This is a genomic window from Pelodictyon luteolum DSM 273 (assembly GCF_000012485.1).
Taxonomy (GTDB): domain Bacteria; phylum Bacteroidota; class Chlorobiia; order Chlorobiales; family Chlorobiaceae; genus Chlorobium; species Chlorobium luteolum.
In genome coordinates this window covers 1,516,717-1,535,321 of the sequence record NC_007512.1, presented here as the reverse complement: position 1 = coordinate 1,535,321, position 18,605 = coordinate 1,516,717, and the positions used below count along the sequence as shown (strand labels likewise).

Sequence of the window (18,605 nt, the reverse complement as noted above, 5' to 3'; positions counted from 1 at the left end):
AGACAGGAGTGGTATGTGGCTTCTTGGACAAGTGTGGCGTCCGGTGTCGCTAAGTTTTGTCGTATAAGTCTATGCTATGCAAACCTCTGCACTGTATGCAGGGTACGTTGCAATAAAGCCCCGGTGCTGGTATCCCGGGGCTTTTTCTGTCGTAAGGCTGGAGAACGGACTCTTATTCCGGCTTAAGGTGCGGGAAGAAAATGACATCGCGTATTGATTCCTCTCCGGTGATGAGCATGACGAGGCGGTCGATGCCGATGCCGAGGCCTGCCGTGGGAGGCATGCCGTATTCAAGGGCACGGAGGAAGTCTTCGTCGACCACCATGGCTTCATCGTCACCGCGCTGGCGGAGGCTCGCCTGCTCTTCAAGCCGCTGGCGCTGGATCACGGGATCGTTGAGTTCCGAGAAGGAGTTGCATATCTCCTTGCCGCCGGCGATAAGTTCGAAGCGCTCGACAAGTCCCGGTTTGGAGCGGTGGGGCTTGGCAAGGGGAGACATCTCGGTCGGGTAGTCGGTAATGAAGGTCGGCTGGATGAGCTTCGGCTCTACGAATTCGCCGAAGATTTCATCGATGATTTTTCCGGATCCTATTTTCGGATCGAGTTCCAGTCCGAGGTCCTTGGCCAGGTTGCGGAGTTCCGTTTCGGTTTTACCTTCAATCTCGGCACCGGTGTACTCCCGAATGGAATCAGCGATGGTGAGGCGGCGGAAGGGTGCTTCAAGGCTTATCTCATGGCCGAGGAACGTTGTCATTGCCGTTCCGTTTACGGCAATGGCGGTCTGTTGGAAGAGTTCCTCGACGAGCCGCATCATCCAGTCGTAATCTTTGTAGGCGACATAGAGTTCGACCTGGGTGAATTCCGGGTTGTGGAAGCGGTCGATGCCTTCGTTGCGGAAGTCCTTTGCAAACTCGAATACGCCGTCGAAGCCGCCGACAATGAGGCGTTTGAGGTAGAGCTCGTTGGCAATGCGCAGATAGAGCTGCATGTCAAGCGCATTGTGGTGGGTAGTGAACGGGCGTGCCGCCGCTCCTCCGTAAATGGGCTGGAGGATGGGGGTTTCAACCTCGAGCCACCCTTGGGACGTGAAGAAGCTGCGGATGTGTGATACGATGGCGCTTCTCTTGATGAAGGTGCTGCGGACTTCGGGGTTGACGATGAGGTCAACGTAGCGCTGGCGGTAGCGCAGTTCGCGGTCGGCGAATGCGTCGAATACCACTTTTTCTCCCTCCACCTCTTTTTCCTTGGCGACGGGAATGGGACGCAGCGATTTGCAGAGCAGTTCGAAGGACTCGGCATGCACCGAAATTTCACCGGTTCTGGTACGGAACGTGTAGCCGTTGACTCCGACGATGTCACCTATGTCGAGCAGCTTGAATGTGGCGTAGGCATCGTCTCCGACTTCGTCCTTTTTCAGGTAGATCTGCATGCGGCCATCGCTGTCCTGAATATGGAAGAAGGAGGCTTTGCCCATCCTGCGGATGGCCATGATGCGACCGGCAACCGATACTTTTTCCTCAGCGTCTTCCTTGAAGTGCTCGATGATCTGCCTGGAATGGCCGGTTACCTCAAAGCTGCAGGGATAGGGGTTGATGCCTGATTCCTGAAGGTGGCGCCGCTCGTCGAAACGGCGCTGCATCTGGTCATTCAGGGAAAGCTGTTCGTTGTCCTGGTGCATGGGGCGTGGGATTACTGTGTGTTTCGTGTTTTGAGCCAGACGTGGGGGATCGTACTGATTTTCTGGATGAACGACCGGTATGCCCTTTTGGTGAAGACGTCGTAGCCGTTTTCCTCAATTGCGTTAAGGATGTTGCCGTAATTGACGCTGCTGACGGCAACGGCGAAACGGCTTCTTTTTTCAAGCATCGGGATCCCTTCGTCGGCGGAAAGGTAATAGTTGCGAGCCCGTTCGATCTGGAACTGCATGAGCTTCTTGAATCGTTCGTTCATGGTTTTCTGCATGAACTCCTCCCTGCTGTACCCGAACCGCTCGAGGTCTTCAAGGGGGATGTAGATCCTGCCGCGGTCAATATCCTCCCCGACATCGCGGAGGATGTTGGTAAGCTGCATGGCAATGCCAAGGTCGATGGCGTGCTGGAGCGCCCGGCGGTCACTGTATCCGAAGATTTCGGAGGTCATGAGCCCGACCACCGATGCAACCTTGTAGCAGTATACATAGAGTTCGTCGAAGGTCTGGAAGGGATTGAATTCGATGTCCATGGCGACCCCCTCGATGAGTTCGAGCGGGAGTTCTATGGGGATGTTGCAGCGCAGAAGGGTATCGTGCCACGCCATCATGATCGGGTCGCCGCCGTGCTTTCCCTGATAACAGTTCTGCAGCTTTTCCATCCACTCCTCAAGCATCCGGTTGATGTCGGTTCGGGTGATATGGCCCGCCTCAAGCTGGTCCTGGGCATTGTCGACAAGGTCGTCGACCGTGCGCAGGAGAGCGTAGATGGCGAAAATCGGCTTCTGCTGGGGTTTGGGGAGGAAGAGGGTCGCCAGGTAGAATGTCTTTGCGTGATGCTTTGCAATCTCCCGGCAGTACCGGTATGCGGAGTCTAGCGGCGTAGAGCCTCCGGCTGCCTTGATGGCGATGGTTTCCCTGTCGTTGTCGTGATGCATCACCTCGTGCGCTTGTTGTCGGCCGTCCGCTTCGGTTCCTTTTTTTCTCTCTTTCCGGGGTATGGCGTCGCCTCAGAAATTTGTAACTTTCAGCGCCTGCGGAATGTTATTATGGACATAACTATGGACATAGCCATGGAATATTCAGAGAGAGGAAGCGTGGGCAAGATAAAACAATGCATCTAATATCGCAACACGCACTCCTGCAGATTGTTGCCGCTCCACCACTTAAGTAATCATACCGCTGTTGCCGAATACGCCCGTTACTGAACACCCGAGGGAGAGGGCCATACTGGTCGGCCTTCCCTCTCCTCCCGAAATACCCCGTTCACTTGTCGAGGAGTACCTTGTCGAGCTGGCTTTCCTTGCCGATACTGCGGGAGCCGATGTTGTCCGGACACTCATCCAGGAAAGGAAGCTCCGCGATCCGGCCTACTGCATAGGCCGGGGAAAGGTGGATGAGCTTCTGGAGATGACGAAGGAGGATCAGGTGGATATTGTCATTTTCGACGATGACCTCACTCCGGGCCAGACCCGGAACCTTGAGCGTGCGCTCGACTGCAAGGTCATTGACCGCACCGGCCTCATTCTCCAGATCTTTGCCATCAGGGCCAAGTCGCACCAGGCGAAGATGCAGGTTGAGCTCGCCCAGCTTGAATATCTGCTGCCCCGGCTTTCGGGTCAGTGGACCCATCTTTCGAAGCAGAAGGGCGGTATCGGAACCAAGGGACCCGGCGAAACCCAGATCGAGACCGACCGTCGGCTGGTGAGGAACCGTATCGCTTCACTCAAGCAAAAACTCCGGGACGTGTCGCTGCAGCACGATACCCAGACCGGCAGCCGGCGCAGCGTGCCGAGGGTGGCGCTTGTTGGCTATACGAACGCGGGGAAGTCTACCCTTATGAACCAGCTTTGTCCCGATGCCGGTGCATACGCAGAGGACAGGCTGTTTGCTACGCTCGACACCAGGACCCGGCGTCTCGAGCTGAAGATAAATAAACTCGTTCTTCTCTCCGACACGGTGGGATTCATCCGCAAACTTCCGCATACCCTCGTCGAAAGCTTCCGCTCCACGCTTGACGAGGTGTTGCAGGCCGATTTCCTTTTGCACGTCGTCGATCTCAGCCATCCGGGTTTCGAGGAACAGATGCAGGTGGTGCAGAGCACGCTTCGCGAGATCGGCGTGAAGCACCAGCATATCATCGACGTGTTCAACAAAATCGATGCACTTGCGGATCCTTCGGTGCTTCGTGACCTCAGGGCACGCTACCCCGATGCGGTGTTCATTTCAGCCGCGCGTGGCATAAACCTGACGGCATTGAGAGAGTGCATCGCAGAGCATGTCGGCCGTGATTACAGTGAACGCCGGATCAGGGTACATGTCGCCGACTACAAGATCATCGGCTACCTTTATGAGCATACCGAAGTTACCGGCCGGCGGTGCGTCGACGAAGAGGTCGAGTTGACCTACAGGGTGCACAAGAACAGACTGAAGCATATCGACGCCCTCACCGGGCATAGCGAAGAGGCCGGACATGCAGTTGCAGATTCATAACACGACCCGCCGGAAACTCGACGATGCACTCCTTTGTCGAGCGGTGGAGACCGTCATCCAGGGCGAAGGCAGGCATGCTCTAGAGATTGCTGCGGTTTACTGCGGAAGCAGGATGAGCCGCCGCATCAACCGGGAGTACCTGCAGCATGACTGGCCTACCGATACCATTTCCTTTCCTTACGGGAGCGGCGGGAACGTCGAGGGCGAATTCTACATATGCCTCGACGTCATTGAAGAGAACGCCCGGCGCTTCAATACGGACTTCGAGCGTGAACTGTTTCGTGTCACCATCCACTCCGTCCTCCACCTCGCCGGGTATGACGACCATTTGCCCGAAGACCGCCGCCGTATGACGGAGAGGGAGGATAGCTACCTGCAACAGCTTTTTCGATAACATTTCAATCCATGAGCCTCCACCTCAGCAACCGTCACGGTACGGTCATGCAGTCGGAAATCCGCAGCATGAGCCTCGAATGCAGCCGCCAGGGCGGCATCAACCTCGCGCAGGGTGTCTGCGATACCCCGGTTCCTGAGGTGGTTCTGCGGGGGGCTGCCGATGCCATGCAGAGAGGCCTGAACACCTATACGCCGCATGTCGGCATCGGTGCCCTTCGGCGGGCCATCGCGCAGAAGCAGCAGCGTATGTATGGCATGGTGTGCGACCCCGACAGTGAGATCGTTGTCACGGCGGGTGCCACAGGGGCCCTTTACTGTGCGTTCCAGGCTCTGCTCGATCCGGGTGACGAGGTCATCGTGTTCGAGCCTTTCTACGGCTATCATATCACCACATTGCAGTCTGCAGGGGCCGTTCCCGTTTTTCTGCCACTGAATCCCGAAGGATGGTCTTTTAGCGAAGCAGACCTCATGTCCGCCGTAGGACCAAAGACGCGGGGAATCATCGTCAACACTCCCGCGAACCCCTGCGGAAAGGTGTTTTCCCGCAGCGAACTGGAGGTCATTGCTGCCGCTGCCGAACGCTTTGACCTGTTTGTCTTCACTGATGAGATCTACGAGCATTTCCTCTACGGGGGGCTTTCTCACCTGCCCTTTGCGACACTTCCGGGCATGAAAGAGCGGACCATCACCATTTCGGGGGCGTCGAAAACCTACAGCGTGACGGGATGGCGGATCGGTTACGCCATTGCAGATGCTCGGTGGGCGGCTGCAATCGGGTATTTCAGCGATCTGGTGTATGTCTGTGCTCCAGCACCCCTGCAGGCCGGCGTTGCTTGCGGGATGGATGAACTCGGGGATGACTACTACCGGGATCTTGCAGAGGAATACCGCCTGAAAAAGGACCGGTTCTGTTCAGCGCTGTCGGCGGCAGGCCTGAGGCCCGCCGTTCCGGACGGAGCATACTATGTTCTTGCGGATGTGACCGGGATACCCGGCCGGAATGCATTTGAGCGGGCCATCCATATCCTTCATAAGACCGGCGTGGCTTCAGTGCCCGGCAGTGCTTTCTACAGCGGAGGAAAAGGGGAGTCGTTTGTGCGGTTCTGCTATGCAAAAGAAGACGCGGTACTTGATGAAGCGTGCCGCCGCCTGCAGTTTCTTCGCTGAAGGCAACCGATTGAGGGCTACCGCTGTTATATTTTATCAGTTGGGGTATGTGCTGTCCCTACGAAGGAGTATGGTGCTGTAAACCGTAAACTACTATAAAGCCATGAACCTCCTGGAATCCGTTTCTGTGCCTTGCCCCTATTGCGGGCAGACCATGGATCTTGAGATCGACTGTGCTGCAGGAAATCAGCAATACACCGAGGACTGTCCTGTCTGCTGCAAGCCGGTCACCATTGTTGTCGCGATTGCCTCGAACGGCACCCCTTCCGTCGAGGCGCGTCCCGAAGATTCCTGACGGAGCATCCCCCGCTCCCCAAGCATGTGCCTGCCTGCCGGTCAAGCATCAGGCGGGCTTTTTGCCGAAATTGACAACGTAACTGTACCATTGTCATGCAAAATGAGAGGGGATACATTGAGCGTCCATTTGACGCCGGCCATTTTTTCGAACTTGTTCCCGACATGCTCTGCAGGATGTCGATCGAGGGAAAGCTTCTGCAGGTGAATGCCGCCTGGCAGAAACATCTCGGCTACACTTCCCGGGAACTGCTCTCGATGTCGCTCTATCGTCTTCTGCATCCCGACGACCGCTCTTCGACGAAACGGGAGATGGAGCGACAGCGGTCCGGACAGCGTACCGTCAATTTCATCAATCGCATGCAGTCCCGGAGCGGTGACTGGCTCTGGATGGAGTGGAATGCTTCCCCGGCCGAAGACGGTGTTGTCTATGCGGTTGCCCGCAACATTACCGGACGGATGCAGGCTGCCCGGAAGACCCGTCTTTTGACCGATGCGTTTCAGCACTGTACCCACGGCTTGGCAATCGAGGATCCCGATACCCGGCGGATCCTTGCCTGCAACCCTGCTTTTGCCGGGCTGCACGGGCGGACGGTCGAAGAGATGACCGGGCTGCACCTGATGGAGTTCTATCCGGATTCACAGAAGGATGTTGTCAGCTCCTGCCTCCTTCGTTCCGCCGAGAGTGGATCCTGCAAGTTCGAGGCCTTCAAGAGCCGCAAGGACGGTTCGCTGGTGCCGGTGCAGGTCGACATTGTTTTCGTGCGTGACGAGCATGGCGATCCGCTCTATCAGATCGTTACGGCTGAAGACATAACGGAGCGTCGTGAGGCCGAAAAGGCTCTCCGGGAGAGCGAGTCGCGTTTTCGTGCTGTTGTGGAATCGGCTCCCGACGGGATATTCATCCAGACCGGCGACACCTTCGCCTACCTGAACCCGGCAGCGCTCAGGATGTTCGGGGCGGCAAAGGAAGAGGAGATGCTTTCCCGGCCGGTGGTCGATCATCTGCATCCGGATTTCCGTGAACGGGTGCTTGAGCGGATCCGGAAGCTCAACGAGGAGAGGATCGGCCTTCCGTTTCCTGAAGAACGTCGGTTCCTGCGCTGCGACGGATCATTTTTCGATGCCGATGTCTCAGCGGTTCCGTTCATGCATGACGGCCAGCATGGTGCTCTGGTGTTCGTGCATGATACCACTGAACGGCACCGTGCTGAAGAGGAGCGGTTACGGCTTCGGCAGGATCTGTTCCAGTCTCAGAAAATGGAATCCATCGGCAGGCTTGCCGGCGGCGTGGCCCATGACCTCAATAATCTTCTGACGCCTATTCTCGGATATGCCGAGATTCTGGACGGGCAGTTCGGCCCTGACGATGAACGACTGCAGGATATCCGGGCCATCCACGGCGCAGGGGTCCGTGCACGCGACCTGATCCGCCAGCTGCTTGCTTTCAGCCGCCGTCAGTCGCTTGATTTCAGGGTGCTGAATCTCAATGCCGTCGTCAGGGGGTTCCTGCCCCTCCTGCGTCGAACCTTGCCGGAGAATATCGCAATCAAGGAAGCACTGGCCGAGGGCGTGGTTGCAATTGAGGGGGACATCGGGCAGATCGAGCAGGTCATGATGAACCTTGCCGTCAATGCGCAGCATGCCATGCCGGGTGGAGGCCAACTTTCGATTTCTACAGAAATGGTTGCGGCCGGCCTGTTGCCGAGAGATGTTCTTGATGAGATCGGCCCGGTGGACTGTGTGGCCCTCTCTTTCACTGACAGCGGTGCCGGCATGGACCGCGATACGCTGGAGCGGGTTTTCGAGCCGTTTTTCACGACGAAGGAGAAGGGGAGCGGCACCGGTCTCGGTCTGGCTACTGTCTACGGCATCGCCCGCCAGCATAACGGGATGGTTGCGGTTGCAAGCACCCCGGGAGAAGGCGCTTCCTTTACCGTGTATGTTCCCGTTTCTTCTGGAGAGCCCGTTTCATCGGTGGCGGATGCAGCCACTCTTTTCAGCCCTCCGGTGGAGGGCGGCGAAAGCGTGCTGGTGGTGGAGGACAGTGCAGTTGTTCGTTCGTTTGTTGCCGACGCACTCCGTCATTACGGCTACCGGGTTAGTGAGGCGGATGGTGCATCATCTGCCAAAGCTGCCATTAAGGACGGCTCCTGCTGTCCGGATCTGCTCCTTACCGACATCATCATGCCGGGGATGAATGGCCGTGAACTGTATCTGGAACTGCGCCACCTCTGTCCGGCCATGCGGGTTCTCTTCATGTCGGGCTATGCCGCGAGTGTGCTTGAAAAAGAAGGGGTTCCGGAATCGGGGGTCGGGCATCTGCACAAGCCGTTTTCCGTAAAGGATCTGATCGAGGGGGTATCGGGGCTTATTGCCGGCCCCGGAGGGAAAATAAAAAAGCCGAAACCGAAGATATAAGCCGAATTCTGTGAATTATCCGGCGTGCCGGATAAAACTGCAGCCATTTATCTGATGCGGCCTACCCGAAAACTCTCCTTGCGGAATCGGGCGGGCCGCCCTCTTTCCCTTACGGGAAAAGCTTTCCTATTCAGCCTTGCTTCGGGGAGGTTTGCATAGCGCATTCCGTTGCCGGAATGCCTGGTGGTCTCTTACACCGCCGTTTCACCCTTACTCCGGTTTCCCGGAGCGGTCTGCTTTCTGCTGCGCTCTCTGTTATGGACGGTTTGCACCGCCATACCCGGGCTTGATTCCCTTTCGGGGATCTCGACCGGCACCCTGCCCTGTGAAGTTCGGACTTTCCTCCCTGCGCCCAAAGGCGCAGAGCGGCTGCACACTTGCGGTTTCAGCAAATGAATTTCTTGAGTGACGAATAAAAGAACATGGAATGCCTGAAAATCATTCCGGGGAATTGAATATCAGCCTTCAGCTTCTTCGAACAGTCGTTCGTGGACGACGATGCGGCCGCATGACTCGCAGAGGTAGAACCCGCCCTGCACAATCATGGTGTGACGGTTGGTAGGCACACGGGTGTTGCAGCCTGAGCATGCGTTGCGGTTCAGGCGGACCACGGCATTCTGGAGGGTGCCGCTGCGGAGGTGGTCATATTTGTCGAGAAGGCGCTTGGCTTCAGTATTGATGATCGCTCTCTGCGCTTCGATTTTCTTCCGGAGCTGCTGGACCTCGTCCTCGGTCTCGATGACGATGCTGTTGAGTTCCTCTTTTTTATGTTCGACCTGCTTATCCAGATCGGTCAGCTGCTGCTTGAGGACATCGTCGGGCATCATCTCTTCCGTCATTTCGTCGTAACGGTTTTCCTCAATCAGCTGGCGGCCTTTTTTCTGGAGCTCTTCCTTGCGCTGTTCTCCCTGGCTGATGTCCTGCAGACGTATTTCGGCCTGGGCGATCTCCTTTTCTTCGTACTCGATCTGCTTGGAGAGGGCATCATACTCCTTGTTGTTCCTGGCAAGGGTCTGTTTCTCCTTGAAGGATTGGATCCTCTCGTGGCAGCCGTTGATGATTTCATTGAACGACTGGCGGAGCTTCAGGTGCTCCTCGGCGGTTTTGCTGCGGGCTGCGATCTGGCGGGTTGTGAACGCCAGGTCCTCTTCCAGGGCGCTGATCTCTTCAGGCAGGCCTTTCTGGAGGCTGACGATTTTTTCTATCTGGTTGTCAAGGTGCTGCAGCCTGACGAGGAGGTTGATTTTCGTATGATCCACTACTGCTTGTGTTTTGGATTATTGAGGCATAAAAAAAGCACCTTTTCAGTGAAAAGGTGCACGCTCTGCCGGGTGGTATGTGAAATAACAGACTGTACTGAATCGTCTGCAGAAACTTTTATGAGGGACCTCTTGTGCATATCGCTAAGAAAACTTGTTTGTGCCCGAAAGGAGATTCGAACTCCTACACCTTGCGGCGCTCGTCCCTGAAACGAGTGCGTCTACCAGTTCCGCCATTCGGGCAACGCGTTATGCTGAAACAAAAACAAATAAGCTCTTTTTGGCTACAATGCAAAAAACAAAAATTACTTGATCTCCTTGTGCAGGGTGTGGCGCTGCAGGTTGGGGTTGTATTTCTTCAGGACGAGCCTGTCGGTGGTGTTCTTTTTGTTTTTCGTCGTGCTGTACCTCGAAACCGTCTTTCCTTCTTTTTTGGCTTCAGTGCACTCAAGCGTGATGACGATTCTGTTTTCTTTTCCTTTGGCCATGGTTCGCTTCCTGGTATGTAGGGGATAAATTGTAAAGAGCAGTGAATATACGACTGCCCTCTAGATTTTGCAAGCAGGAACCAGTTCTTTCCTTTCTTCCTGATGCTGTGATGCTTCAATAAAAAGAGCCGCCCCTATGGAGCGGCCCATTGAGGGCGTCTCTGCAGGTATTGCAGCCTACTGCATAAGGCATTGTTCGGCCTCAAGCCAGTCCTCAACCTCGCAACCGATCCTCCTGCCTTTCTGTTCCCAGAGGTAGTAAGCCGCAAGCCTGACTTCCTCTTCCCTGTTGACCTGTTGTTCGGGCATCTCTTCGTTTCTCTTGTTCGACATGTTCTCTCCTGTTGATTGGTTTCATGATATCAAGCACCACTTCGGGTCATCATCATACTGCGCGTGCCTGCAGCCATACCGTTATGGCTGCAGGCGTTTCAAAAACAGCCTTCGCTCTGATTTGGTTCCGGCGGCAGTGAGGATTTCCTCCGGCTTATGCACCCGGAGCTCCGGAGGTTTGGGGGACTGCTCCGAAAACCGGGGGAATTTTGGTATCTTCATTATTCAGTACCCAGTTACTTTCCATTGACAACCACAAAATTCTGCTGCATCTTGCTTGACCGCACTGCATTCCACTACGACAACGGAGCGCTCTTCTGTGAAGGCGTCGCCCTTAAAGATTTGGCCTCCAGGTGGGGGACCCCTCTCTACGTCACTTCGAAGCATAGCATCGAAGACCGGTACCGCGAATTTGAAGCGGCTTTTTCCGGTCTTGAACACTTCACATGCTATTCGGTGAAGGCCAATTTCAATCTCAGTGTCATAAAGACCCTTGGCGATCTTGGATGCGGGTGCGACGTCAATTCCGCCGGTGAGCTGTTCCGAGCCCTTAAGGCCGGGGTTCCCGGCAGCCGGATCATTTTCGCCGGTGTCGGCAAACGCCCCGATGAGATTTCCTACGCGCTTCTGAGCGGTGTGCTCATGCTGAAAGCCGAGTCGCTCTCGGAGCTCCGGGCAATCGATGCCATTGCCGCAGAACGAGGCCTCACGGCACCTGTTGCCCTGCGCATCAACCCCAATGTCACCGCTGAAACCCACCCCTACATCACGACCGGCGACAGCAAGGAGAAGTTCGGCATCGACGAGGCTGAACTTCCCGAGGTGTTCTCGCTTCTCGGTGAGCTGCAGCATGTCCGCCTGGTGGGGCTCGACATGCATATCGGATCGCAGATTTTTGACCCCGAGTTCTATGTCGCAGCCATTACCAAACTGCTCGATATCTTCAATTATTCACGCAGTAAGGGCTTTGGGGTGGAGTTCCTTGACATCGGTGGCGGGTTCCCTGCAACCTACGACCCGATGAAACCCGAGACCCCGCTCGACCGCTTTGCCGACAAGATCATTCCGATGCTGAAGCCTACCGGCGTGAAGGTTATTTTTGAGCCGGGCAGGTTTCTGCTTGCCAATGCTTCTGTGCTCCTGACCAGGATTCTGTACCGGAAGCGCAACCATACCGGGAAGGAGTTCTTTGTTGTCGACGGCGGCATGACGGAGCTGATCCGTCCGGCGCTGTACCAGTCGCATCATGAGGTGCTCAGCGTGACCCGTCATGATGAAACGGTTGTTGCCGATGTGGTGGGTCCGATCTGCGAGTCCAGTGACTTTTTTGCGCGCCAGCGTGCCATCGGCGATGCCCCTGAAGGCGAGCTGCTTGCCGTGATGACGGTCGGCGCTTATGGCGCGGTGATGTCAAGCAACTACAATGGACGGCTTCGTCCTGCCGAGGTTATGGTGGAGGGGAGTGACGTGCAGGTCATCCGCCGCCGTGAAAGCTTTGAACAGCTGATTCAGAATGAAGTGTAGAGGGAGGGAGATTCCGGTTCGGGATCCGGACCGGAACGGTGAACGGTGAATACGGCTCAGGCGTGGAGGTTCCTGAAGATCCTGAGGGTGGCGTCGGCCATGTTCAGGGTGTAGAAATGGATGCCGCGGACATGGTTGTCGACAAGCTCCTGGACCTGACAGGTTGCCCACTCTATGCCGATCGAGGCAACTTCGCCCTCGCTTGAGGCAGCCATCACTTTTTCCTGAAGAGGAGCGGGAATCCGTGCACCGAGAGCGAGTTCGGACATTCTGATCATGCCTTTCTTCGTCGTCACCGGCATGATGCCGGCAATGATCGGTACCGTGATGCCTGCAAGTCTGCAGCGGTCCCTGAAATCGAAAAAGTCCCGGTTGTCAAAGAAAAGCTGGGTGACGATGTAGTCTGCACCGGCATCTACTTTTTCCTTCAGATACTCTATTTCCGTAAGCCTGTTTGGCGTTTCGGGATGGCCTTCGGGGAACCCTGCTACGCCGACACCGAAGTCGGGGTAGTTGGATTTTATGAACCCTACCAGGTCGATGGCGTGGGGGAAATCCTTTATGGCTTCAGCAAGCGTGGCGGCTCCGGCAGGCTTGTCGCCCCTGAGGGCTAGGACATTGTTGATGCCGTGCCGGCGGTAGTTTTCGAGGATGATTCCGGTCTCTTCCCTGCTTGAAGCGATGCAGGTCAGGTGTGAAACGACCGACAGGCCGGTTTCTTTCTGGATGCGGGTCACCAGATCATGGGTGCGGGTACGGGTTGAACCGCCTGCGCCGTATGTGACGCTGACATAGGAAGGGTTCAGGGGGGAGAGAGCTTTGATGGTGTCGAACAGCGTCTCCCAATCTTCATCTTTTTTCGGGGGGAAGAACTCAAAACTGAATACCGGCTTTTCGGCCGTGTTCAGGATCTCTTTGACCAGCATGCACACAGTGGGTTAGGAGCTTTCTTTGAAAAAGAAGAATATACGAAACAATGGCTTAGGGCGCGTAAAAATTATACGCCCGTTCCATGCACCCCCCTCCTCCGGGCTTGCTCCCTATCCTGCGCTCCGCCTTCTTGCTGCTGTTGTTGCCGGCATTCTCGCCGGAACCCGCCACCCCTTTTCCCTTGACATATGGATTGTGGCATTCAGTGTGGCACTTGCCCTGACTGCGATCGGACTTGCTCTCAGCTTCCGCCGTCCTTCCGGCCGTTTTCCCGATCCTTTCACGACGATCTTCTATCTGGCCCTGGTTTTTACGGCGTTTGGCGCGTATGGTGACTTTCTTTTCAATCATGTACCCCGCCGGGGCCTGCTTGAGCAGGCCGGCAGCTCTGTCGTGGTATCAGGCAGGATCGATGGGCGTCCGGCAGTTTCCTCTCGCGGCACCGCATTCGTTCTGGATATTTCGAGCATTTACGCGGACGGGGCGGAAAAAGCGATGCATGACAGGGCTTCCGTCTACGTCAGGAACCCGAAGGCGGAGGTGCTCCCGCTCCGGGACGGGGATCTGGTGCTGGTCAGAGGGGCGGTGGGGATCCCGGGCGGCCCGGCCAATCGCGGCGAGTTCGATCCGCACCGGAGAGCACGCCTGCAGCGTGTTTCGGCATCGATCTACTGCCAGGGCCCATGGCAGATCCTGCATGAGGGAGGTCGCGACATCGGGACGTTCGACCGGTTGTTCGTGGATCCTGTCCACGACTATGTCATCAACACCCTTGGGGAGTTTTTCCCTGACGGTCCCCGCCGTCAGTTCATGGCAGGGGTGCTGGTCGGGCAAAGGGCAGGGCTGGATGAGGATCTCGGTGAAGCGTTCCAGAGGACAGGAACTGCGCACATCCTCGCCGTGTCGGGGCTCCATGTCGGTCTTATTGTGCTTGTTGTCAATCTGCTCCTGCACCGCCTTCGGGTGACGGGTCCCGGACGCTGGGCAGTTTTTCTTTTGACGGCCTTTGTGCTCATCATCTACGGTTCGGTGGCCGGCGGCGCGCCTTCGGTGCGGCGTGCCTCCCTCATGACGATGGCGCTGCTCGGGGGCGGAGTGTCGGGCAGAAAGGCTTTTCCCCTGAACTCCCTCGCTCTTGCCGATGTTCTCCTCCTTTCGTTCGATCCCCTTGAACTGTTCAATCCGGGCTTCCAGATGACCAATGGAGCCGTTGCCGGCATACTCCTCCTTCTTCCGAGGCTGCATCCGCCAGCCGGGAGCGGAGGCGGGCTTCTGGCCGGCGGATGGCATGCACTCCGTGGAAGCCTTTCCCTGACGGTTGCAGCGACCGTGGGGGTCGCTCCCGTCATCGCCATGTATTTCGGCAGTGTCTCGATCGTTGGAATCGCAGCCAACCTGCCGGTCGTCTTTTTCTCATCACTGATGGTCTACGCCCTCCTGCCGATGCTCCTCGTGAACCTCGTTTCAGGCCCGGTTGCGTCCCTCTTTGCTTCTTCGGCAGTCTATTTTTCGGGCCTTGCCATTGATGCGGCCAGGTGGTTCAGCGCTGTGCCCTTTGCTTCGGTGCCCTTCAGTGTTGGCGCAGCGGGTGCGCTGGTCTGGTATGCGCTCCTTGCCGCACTGCTGCTGTTTATGATGTCCGCAAGGCGAGCAGGAGCCGTCTTGCTGCTGCTCGCCGTGGCTGACATCCTCGTCTGGGTGCCACTGTTTTCAGGCGGGTTGGCTGGTCCGCCTTCGGCCGTGACGGTCAACCTCGGCAGGGATGTCGCGATGCTGTTCAGTTCCGGCAGGGAGAGCGTGATGATAGATGCCGGTCGGGATGAACGCGCCTTCGGGCGCATAGCAAATCAGGCGCAAGGGTATGGCCTTCCCCCCCTCAGTGCGGCTGTAGCGTTTGCGCTCAAGGACTCCGTGATCTCCCGTGTACCCGTTGCACGTCTAATGCTCTCGGCCGACAGCGTGCTCTCTCTGCCTTCCATTGTCGCATTCCGTCCAGCAGGGGGTGTGCTCCGGGTATGGAGCCGCCATCGTTCGCTGCTTATGGTGAAGGGTTTAGAGGGGCTCTTCACTTCGGGTGGGGCATTGCGGCGCGCTGACATTGCCGTGGTTCGGCTGCACCGGTTTAGGCGGAAAGACGAGGCGGCGTTGTCAGGCTGGATTGGCGATGTTGCGCCCGGCAGCTGTATTCTCATACCGGGTCCGCTGATGCCTAAAAAAGAGAGGGGTTTTCTTGGCAGTTTTGCCCGGCGGAACCCCCGGGTGCAAATCCGTTCGAAAACGGCACAGGCGGTGTTCAGGTAAGACTGGATAAATCAGGCTTTATTTCTGCCGAAGAGTCCGCTGTTGAGCATTTTGTCGATGACGGCGCCGACGTCTGGAGAGAGCCCGGGCGGGTTGATTTTGCCAATGACTTTGGCAAGGGTGATGAGTTTTCCCTCAATCGGCAGGAACTTGTTGACGACGACCACACGGTCTTCACGAAGCCTGCAGTCGCCACCGAGGAAGTTGCCTTTTTCATAGCGGAGCCTGTAGCCTTCTTTTCGGAGGGCGGCTTCAAGCAACGCCAGCTGTGCTGTTTTTTTCATCCGTTCTCCTTTCCGAAGCTCCCTCTGCCGAGTCCGCCGTTTCCGCCTGTCATGAGATAGCGGAGCAGCGGGGCTGTGTGGAGTGCCTGCACCATCTGGCCATTGTCGATGATTCTCAAGAGGTCTTCGGGGGTGACGGATGTGACCGAAATCTCCTCGGTGGCATCGAGTTCCTGGCTGCCGAGTGCTTTCACTCCTTCGGCAAGGAAGGTCGTTGAGATATTATCCTGTAGCGCCGGGTTGGCGCTGAGCTCCATCCACCGGGTCCAGCGGCCTCCGCCGTAGCCTGTCTCCTCCCGTAGTTCACGACGGGCAGCCTCAAGCAGGCTTTCGCCCTCCCGGTCGTGTACACCGGCGGGCAGTTCATAATAGACTTTCCCGATACCGTGGCGGTACTGGCGGATGAGCACGATGCGGCCGTTTTCGCACACGGCGATGACATTGACCCACGGGGGAAATTCCTGCACGAAATAGTCGTCGATGACTTTGCCATTCTGGAGCTTTACTCGATCGCGACGCAGGGTCAACCACGGTTCCCTGTGCAGGTACTCGGTGCCGAGGATCGTCCACGGCTGCGGTTCATCGCTTCCAGTGCATTCTTCATCGGACTTCCGGCTGTTCAGACATTCATCAGACTTCCGGCTGTTCAGACATTCATCAGACTTCCGGCTGTTCAGACATTCATCAGACTTCCGGCTGTTCAGACATTCATCGGACTTCCGGCTGTTCAGACATTCATCGGACTTCCGGCTGTTCAGACATTCATCGGACTTCCGGCTGTTTTTCAGCCTCATGCGTCCTGCCCCCGCATTCTCGGGTCAAGGGCATCGCGCACCCCGTCTCCGATCAGGTTGAAGCAGACGACGGTGATGAGGATGGCGATGCCGGGGAAGGTCGATATCCACCAGTGGTTCAGCAGGCTGTCGCGCCCTTCGTTGATGATGTTCCCCCAGCTTGGAACGGGAGGCTGGACCCCGAGGCCGAGAAACGAGAGCCCCGCTTCGGTGAGGATGATGCTGCCGATGCGCAGGGTAGCGGCGATGATGACAGGGGTGAGGGTGTTGGGGGCTAGGTGCCGGAAAATGATCCGCAGGTGCGAAAGCCCGAGCGAGCGTGCTGCGAGAATGAACTCCTGTTCCTTCAAGGAGAGTACCTGGCTGCGGACAATGCGCGCTACGCCCATCCAGCCGGTAAATGAGAGGGTGATGACGATGAGGTAGATGGAGTTGCCGAAGGTCGCGATGATGATGAGGATGAGAAAGAGCGCAGGAAAAGCAATCAGGACATCGACGATGCGCATCGAGACCGCATCGATCCATCCCCCGAAGTAGCCCGATGTAACGCCCACAACGGTACCGAGGGTCACGGAGATCAATACGACCAGAAACCCGATCGAGAGCGAGATGCGTGAACCGTATATGAGCCGGCTCAGGATGTCGCGCCCGTACTGGTCTGTTCCGAGAACGAATGTCCGGCTGAGGGCGGGGTGCAGGGGGTCTTTGAGCTCTTCGACCGGCATTGTCTTTGTCCGCATGCCCTGGCGGTAGGTGACGGTTCCGTTTTCAATCCGGTATTCATCGACAAAGCGGATGGCATTGGGGAGGTTCCGGGTTTTGAGGGCACGGAAGTCCGTAACGAGGCTGTTGGCGAGGTCGACGGCTATGCCGCTTCCTTCCTGCAGGGGGATTTCAAGGGTTTTCGACTGCTTGAGCACAAGTGCCTCAAGCTCGGTCAGGGGAGGCTTGTATGCGGTGACGAGGAAATCCTGCTGGTCGTAAGGGCTGAACGGAGCGAGAAACGGGGCAAGAAATGCCACGGAATAGAGCACGAAAATGATGGCCGATGCATAAAGGGCGATTTTCTGCCGCATGAAGGCCCTGAGGCTGATGTTCCTGAGGCTTTCTTCTTCGGGACGGGCTTCCTGCTGGTTTTTATTCGATCTTTGTTTCCAGAGGATCAGGCCGAGGATGGCGGGTGCAAGAATGAGGTAGAACGCTGCAATCCAGAACGCCGTTATTTCGGGGGTGAAGATGCTGCCGAGGGCCGAGGGGTCAATGAGCAGAAGGGCTCCGGACGTCATGAGGGAGCGGAAGCTGAGGGCGACGAGCTGCGATTCCCTAAAAAGGATGATGAGGAAAATGGCGAGTGCCGATGGAATAAACCATCCCCGGCCCTTTGGCTTCTGGGCGGGATCTGGCCTGTATGCCGACGGAAGGGTATCTGGTTTCACGCTGTCGCTTTTTCGCTCTGGCTTGCTGTAGGGCCCTCTCGCACGGTTAGTCGAGGCAGTGCAGGTGCGGGGCCAACAATATTACAGAAAAAAAACAAAAAAAGCCGCCTTCCTTTCTGGAGAGCGGCTTTCCTGTAGAAAAACGGTCCGGTGTCCTGACCTGTCAGGCTGCGCCTTCCGGGGTAGCGCCGGCAACTGCCTCTGTCGCTTCGGCCTCTTTCTTCGATGCAAGGACGGTGACGACAGGAGTGTCGCGGTCATCCATGATTTCGAGTCCGGGGAACGCTGTGGCAGGGATCTCCCTGACGTGGATGCTGTGGCCGATCTCGAGTGCCGTGACATCGATTGTGACGTGCGCAGGCATGTCTCCGGGCTTGCCTTTAACGGTGAGGCTGTGGCGGATAATCTGGAGCTTGCCGCCCTTTTCAACACCGATGGCATCACCTTCCACAGCAACCGGCACATCCATCTCGATGACCTCGTTGGCCGAAACCAGCTGGAAGTCGGTGTGGATGACTCTGTCGGTGACGGGGTCGAACTGCACGTCCTTGATGAAGGAGCGCTTGACGTTCCCGTCAGGGAATTTCAGGTCGATGATGTGCGATTCTGCCGAGTGCACCAATTTGTTGAGCGCAATTTCATTGACGCTCACCGCAATGGTTGCCTCACCTTTATGGTAGACGACGGCAGGCACTTCGCCAGTTTTGCGGAGCTTTCCAGCTGCATTCTTCTTGATTTCACGAGGAGCGACCCCGAGTACTATTGTTTCCATGCTCTTCCTATCCTCTTATCGCTAGT

At 56.8% G+C, this 18,605-nt stretch carries 16 protein-coding genes, 1 tRNA gene, 1 other RNA gene and 1 pseudogene; 7 read left to right on the top strand and 12 right to left on the bottom strand.

Going from position 1 to position 18,605, the window contains the following annotated elements:
• Positions 1-172 precede the first annotated feature (172 nt).
• Complete coding sequence (gene lysS / locus PLUT_RS07040; RefSeq protein WP_011358088.1) at positions 173-1,678, bottom strand: lysine--tRNA ligase; 1,506 nt, start codon at positions 1,676-1,678, stop codon at positions 173-175.
• 11 nt (positions 1,679-1,689) lie between these two features.
• Positions 1,690-2,625 carry a phytoene/squalene synthase family protein gene (locus PLUT_RS07035; RefSeq protein ID WP_011358087.1) on the bottom strand — a complete coding sequence of 312 codons (936 nt, stop codon included), beginning with the start codon at positions 2,623-2,625 and terminating at the stop codon, positions 1,690-1,692.
• A gap of 247 nt (positions 2,626-2,872) precedes the next feature.
• Here PLUT_RS07035 and hflX point away from each other — a divergent pair, with 247 nt between their 5' ends.
• The 5 genes and pseudogenes from hflX to PLUT_RS12180 form a co-directional block, all read left to right on the top strand.
• Positions 2,873-4,180: a GTPase HflX gene (gene hflX / locus PLUT_RS07025; protein ID WP_011358086.1), complete on the top strand. Its 1,308-nt coding sequence runs from the start codon at positions 2,873-2,875 to the stop codon at positions 4,178-4,180.
• A complete protein-coding gene (ybeY, locus tag PLUT_RS07020) occupies positions 4,161-4,574 on the top strand; it encodes an rRNA maturation RNase YbeY (protein WP_011358085.1) in 414 nt (137 codons plus the stop codon). Before hflX ends, ybeY begins: the two co-directional genes overlap by 20 nt.
• Positions 4,575-4,585: 11 nt before the next feature.
• Positions 4,586-5,743 (top strand): pyridoxal phosphate-dependent aminotransferase, encoded by a 1,158-nt coding sequence (locus PLUT_RS07015; RefSeq protein WP_011358084.1) that lies wholly within the window; start codon positions 4,586-4,588, stop codon positions 5,741-5,743.
• Between the two features lie 103 nt (positions 5,744-5,846).
• Positions 5,847-6,038 carry a CPXCG motif-containing cysteine-rich protein gene (locus PLUT_RS07010; RefSeq protein WP_011358083.1) on the top strand — a complete coding sequence of 64 codons (192 nt, stop codon included), beginning with the start codon at positions 5,847-5,849 and terminating at the stop codon, positions 6,036-6,038.
• Positions 6,039-6,133: 95 nt separating this feature from the next.
• Positions 6,134-8,338, top strand: a pseudogene (locus PLUT_RS12180) (PAS domain S-box protein); the annotation flags it as partial.
• 101 nt (positions 8,339-8,439) lie between these two features.
• Here the strand turns inward: PLUT_RS12180 and rnpB are convergent.
• From rnpB to PLUT_RS11525, 5 genes are all read right to left on the bottom strand, one after another.
• Positions 8,440-8,844, bottom strand: an RNA gene (rnpB, locus tag PLUT_RS11185) — RNase P RNA component class A.
• A gap of 72 nt (positions 8,845-8,916) precedes the next feature.
• Entirely contained in the window at positions 8,917-9,717 is an 801-nt protein-coding gene (locus PLUT_RS07000; RefSeq protein ID WP_011358081.1) for a zinc ribbon domain-containing protein, read from the bottom strand.
• 161 nt (positions 9,718-9,878) lie between these two features.
• Positions 9,879-9,960: transfer RNA gene (locus PLUT_RS06995), tRNA-Leu, on the bottom strand.
• A gap of 62 nt (positions 9,961-10,022) precedes the next feature.
• Positions 10,023-10,205, bottom strand: a complete 183-nt coding sequence (gene rpmG, locus PLUT_RS06990; RefSeq protein WP_011358080.1) for a 50S ribosomal protein L33 — start codon at positions 10,203-10,205, stop codon at positions 10,023-10,025.
• A 177-nt stretch (positions 10,206-10,382) separates the two neighbouring features.
• The gene (locus tag PLUT_RS11525; protein WP_081423687.1) at positions 10,383-10,538 is read right to left on the bottom strand and encodes a DUF2934 domain-containing protein; all 156 of its coding nucleotides are present in this window, start codon (positions 10,536-10,538) and stop codon (positions 10,383-10,385) included.
• 273 nt (positions 10,539-10,811) lie between these two features.
• Between PLUT_RS11525 and lysA the strand changes: the two genes are divergently transcribed.
• Positions 10,812-12,062 (top strand): diaminopimelate decarboxylase, encoded by a 1,251-nt coding sequence (gene lysA, locus PLUT_RS06985; RefSeq protein ID WP_011358079.1) that lies wholly within the window; start codon positions 10,812-10,814, stop codon positions 12,060-12,062.
• Positions 12,063-12,118: 56 nt separating this feature from the next.
• On the opposite strand, the gene metF is transcribed toward lysA, so the two are convergent.
• Entirely contained in the window at positions 12,119-12,988 is an 870-nt protein-coding gene (gene metF / locus PLUT_RS06980) for a methylenetetrahydrofolate reductase [NAD(P)H] (protein WP_011358078.1), read from the bottom strand.
• Positions 12,989-13,013: 25 nt separating this feature from the next.
• Between metF and PLUT_RS06975 the strand changes: the two genes are divergently transcribed.
• Positions 13,014-15,293: a ComEC/Rec2 family competence protein gene (locus PLUT_RS06975; protein ID WP_011358077.1), complete on the top strand. Its 2,280-nt coding sequence runs from the start codon at positions 13,014-13,016 to the stop codon at positions 15,291-15,293.
• An 11-nt stretch (positions 15,294-15,304) separates the two neighbouring features.
• Here the strand turns inward: PLUT_RS06975 and PLUT_RS06970 are convergent, their stop codons facing one another.
• The 4 genes from PLUT_RS06970 to PLUT_RS06955 form a co-directional block, all read right to left on the bottom strand.
• Positions 15,305-15,577, bottom strand: a complete 273-nt coding sequence (locus PLUT_RS06970; protein ID WP_011358076.1) for a hypothetical protein — start codon at positions 15,575-15,577, stop codon at positions 15,305-15,307.
• Complete coding sequence (locus tag PLUT_RS06965) at positions 15,574-16,371, bottom strand: NUDIX hydrolase (RefSeq protein ID WP_011358075.1); 798 nt, start codon at positions 16,369-16,371, stop codon at positions 15,574-15,576. The genes PLUT_RS06970 and PLUT_RS06965 overlap by 4 nt, the downstream gene beginning before the upstream one ends.
• Positions 16,368-17,807: an ABC transporter permease gene (locus PLUT_RS06960; RefSeq protein ID WP_011358074.1), complete on the bottom strand. Its 1,440-nt coding sequence runs from the start codon at positions 17,805-17,807 to the stop codon at positions 16,368-16,370. Before PLUT_RS06960 ends, PLUT_RS06965 begins: the two co-directional genes overlap by 4 nt.
• 163 nt (positions 17,808-17,970) lie before the next feature.
• Positions 17,971-18,579, bottom strand: a complete 609-nt coding sequence (locus tag PLUT_RS06955) for a 50S ribosomal protein L25/general stress protein Ctc (RefSeq protein WP_011358073.1) — start codon at positions 18,577-18,579, stop codon at positions 17,971-17,973.
• Positions 18,580-18,605 lie beyond the last annotated feature (26 nt).

Excerpts from the sequence above, each read along its gene's own strand:
- PLUT_RS11525 (WP_081423687.1), bottom strand. The coding sequence starts at position 10,538 with ATGTCGAACAAGAGAAACGAAGAGATGCCCGAACAACAGGTCAACAGG.
- metF (WP_011358078.1), bottom strand. The coding sequence starts at position 12,988 with ATGCTGGTCAAAGAGATCCTGAACACGGCCGAAAAGCCGGTATTCAGT.
- PLUT_RS07035 (WP_011358087.1), bottom strand. The coding sequence starts at position 2,625 with ATGCATCACGACAACGACAGGGAAACCATCGCCATCAAGGCAGCCGGA.
- ybeY (WP_011358085.1), top strand. The coding sequence starts at position 4,161 with ATGCAGTTGCAGATTCATAACACGACCCGCCGGAAACTCGACGATGCA.
- PLUT_RS06965 (WP_011358075.1), bottom strand. The coding sequence starts at position 16,371 with ATGAGGCTGAAAAACAGCCGGAAGTCCGATGAATGTCTGAACAGCCGG.
- lysS (WP_011358088.1), bottom strand. The coding sequence starts at position 1,678 with ATGCACCAGGACAACGAACAGCTTTCCCTGAATGACCAGATGCAGCGC.
- PLUT_RS07015 (WP_011358084.1), top strand. The coding sequence starts at position 4,586 with ATGAGCCTCCACCTCAGCAACCGTCACGGTACGGTCATGCAGTCGGAA.
- PLUT_RS06955 (WP_011358073.1), bottom strand. The coding sequence starts at position 18,579 with ATGGAAACAATAGTACTCGGGGTCGCTCCTCGTGAAATCAAGAAGAAT.
- rpmG (WP_011358080.1), bottom strand. The coding sequence starts at position 10,205 with ATGGCCAAAGGAAAAGAAAACAGAATCGTCATCACGCTTGAGTGCACT.
- PLUT_RS06970 (WP_011358076.1), bottom strand. The coding sequence starts at position 15,577 with ATGAAAAAAACAGCACAGCTGGCGTTGCTTGAAGCCGCCCTCCGAAAA.
- PLUT_RS07010 (WP_011358083.1), top strand. The coding sequence starts at position 5,847 with ATGAACCTCCTGGAATCCGTTTCTGTGCCTTGCCCCTATTGCGGGCAG.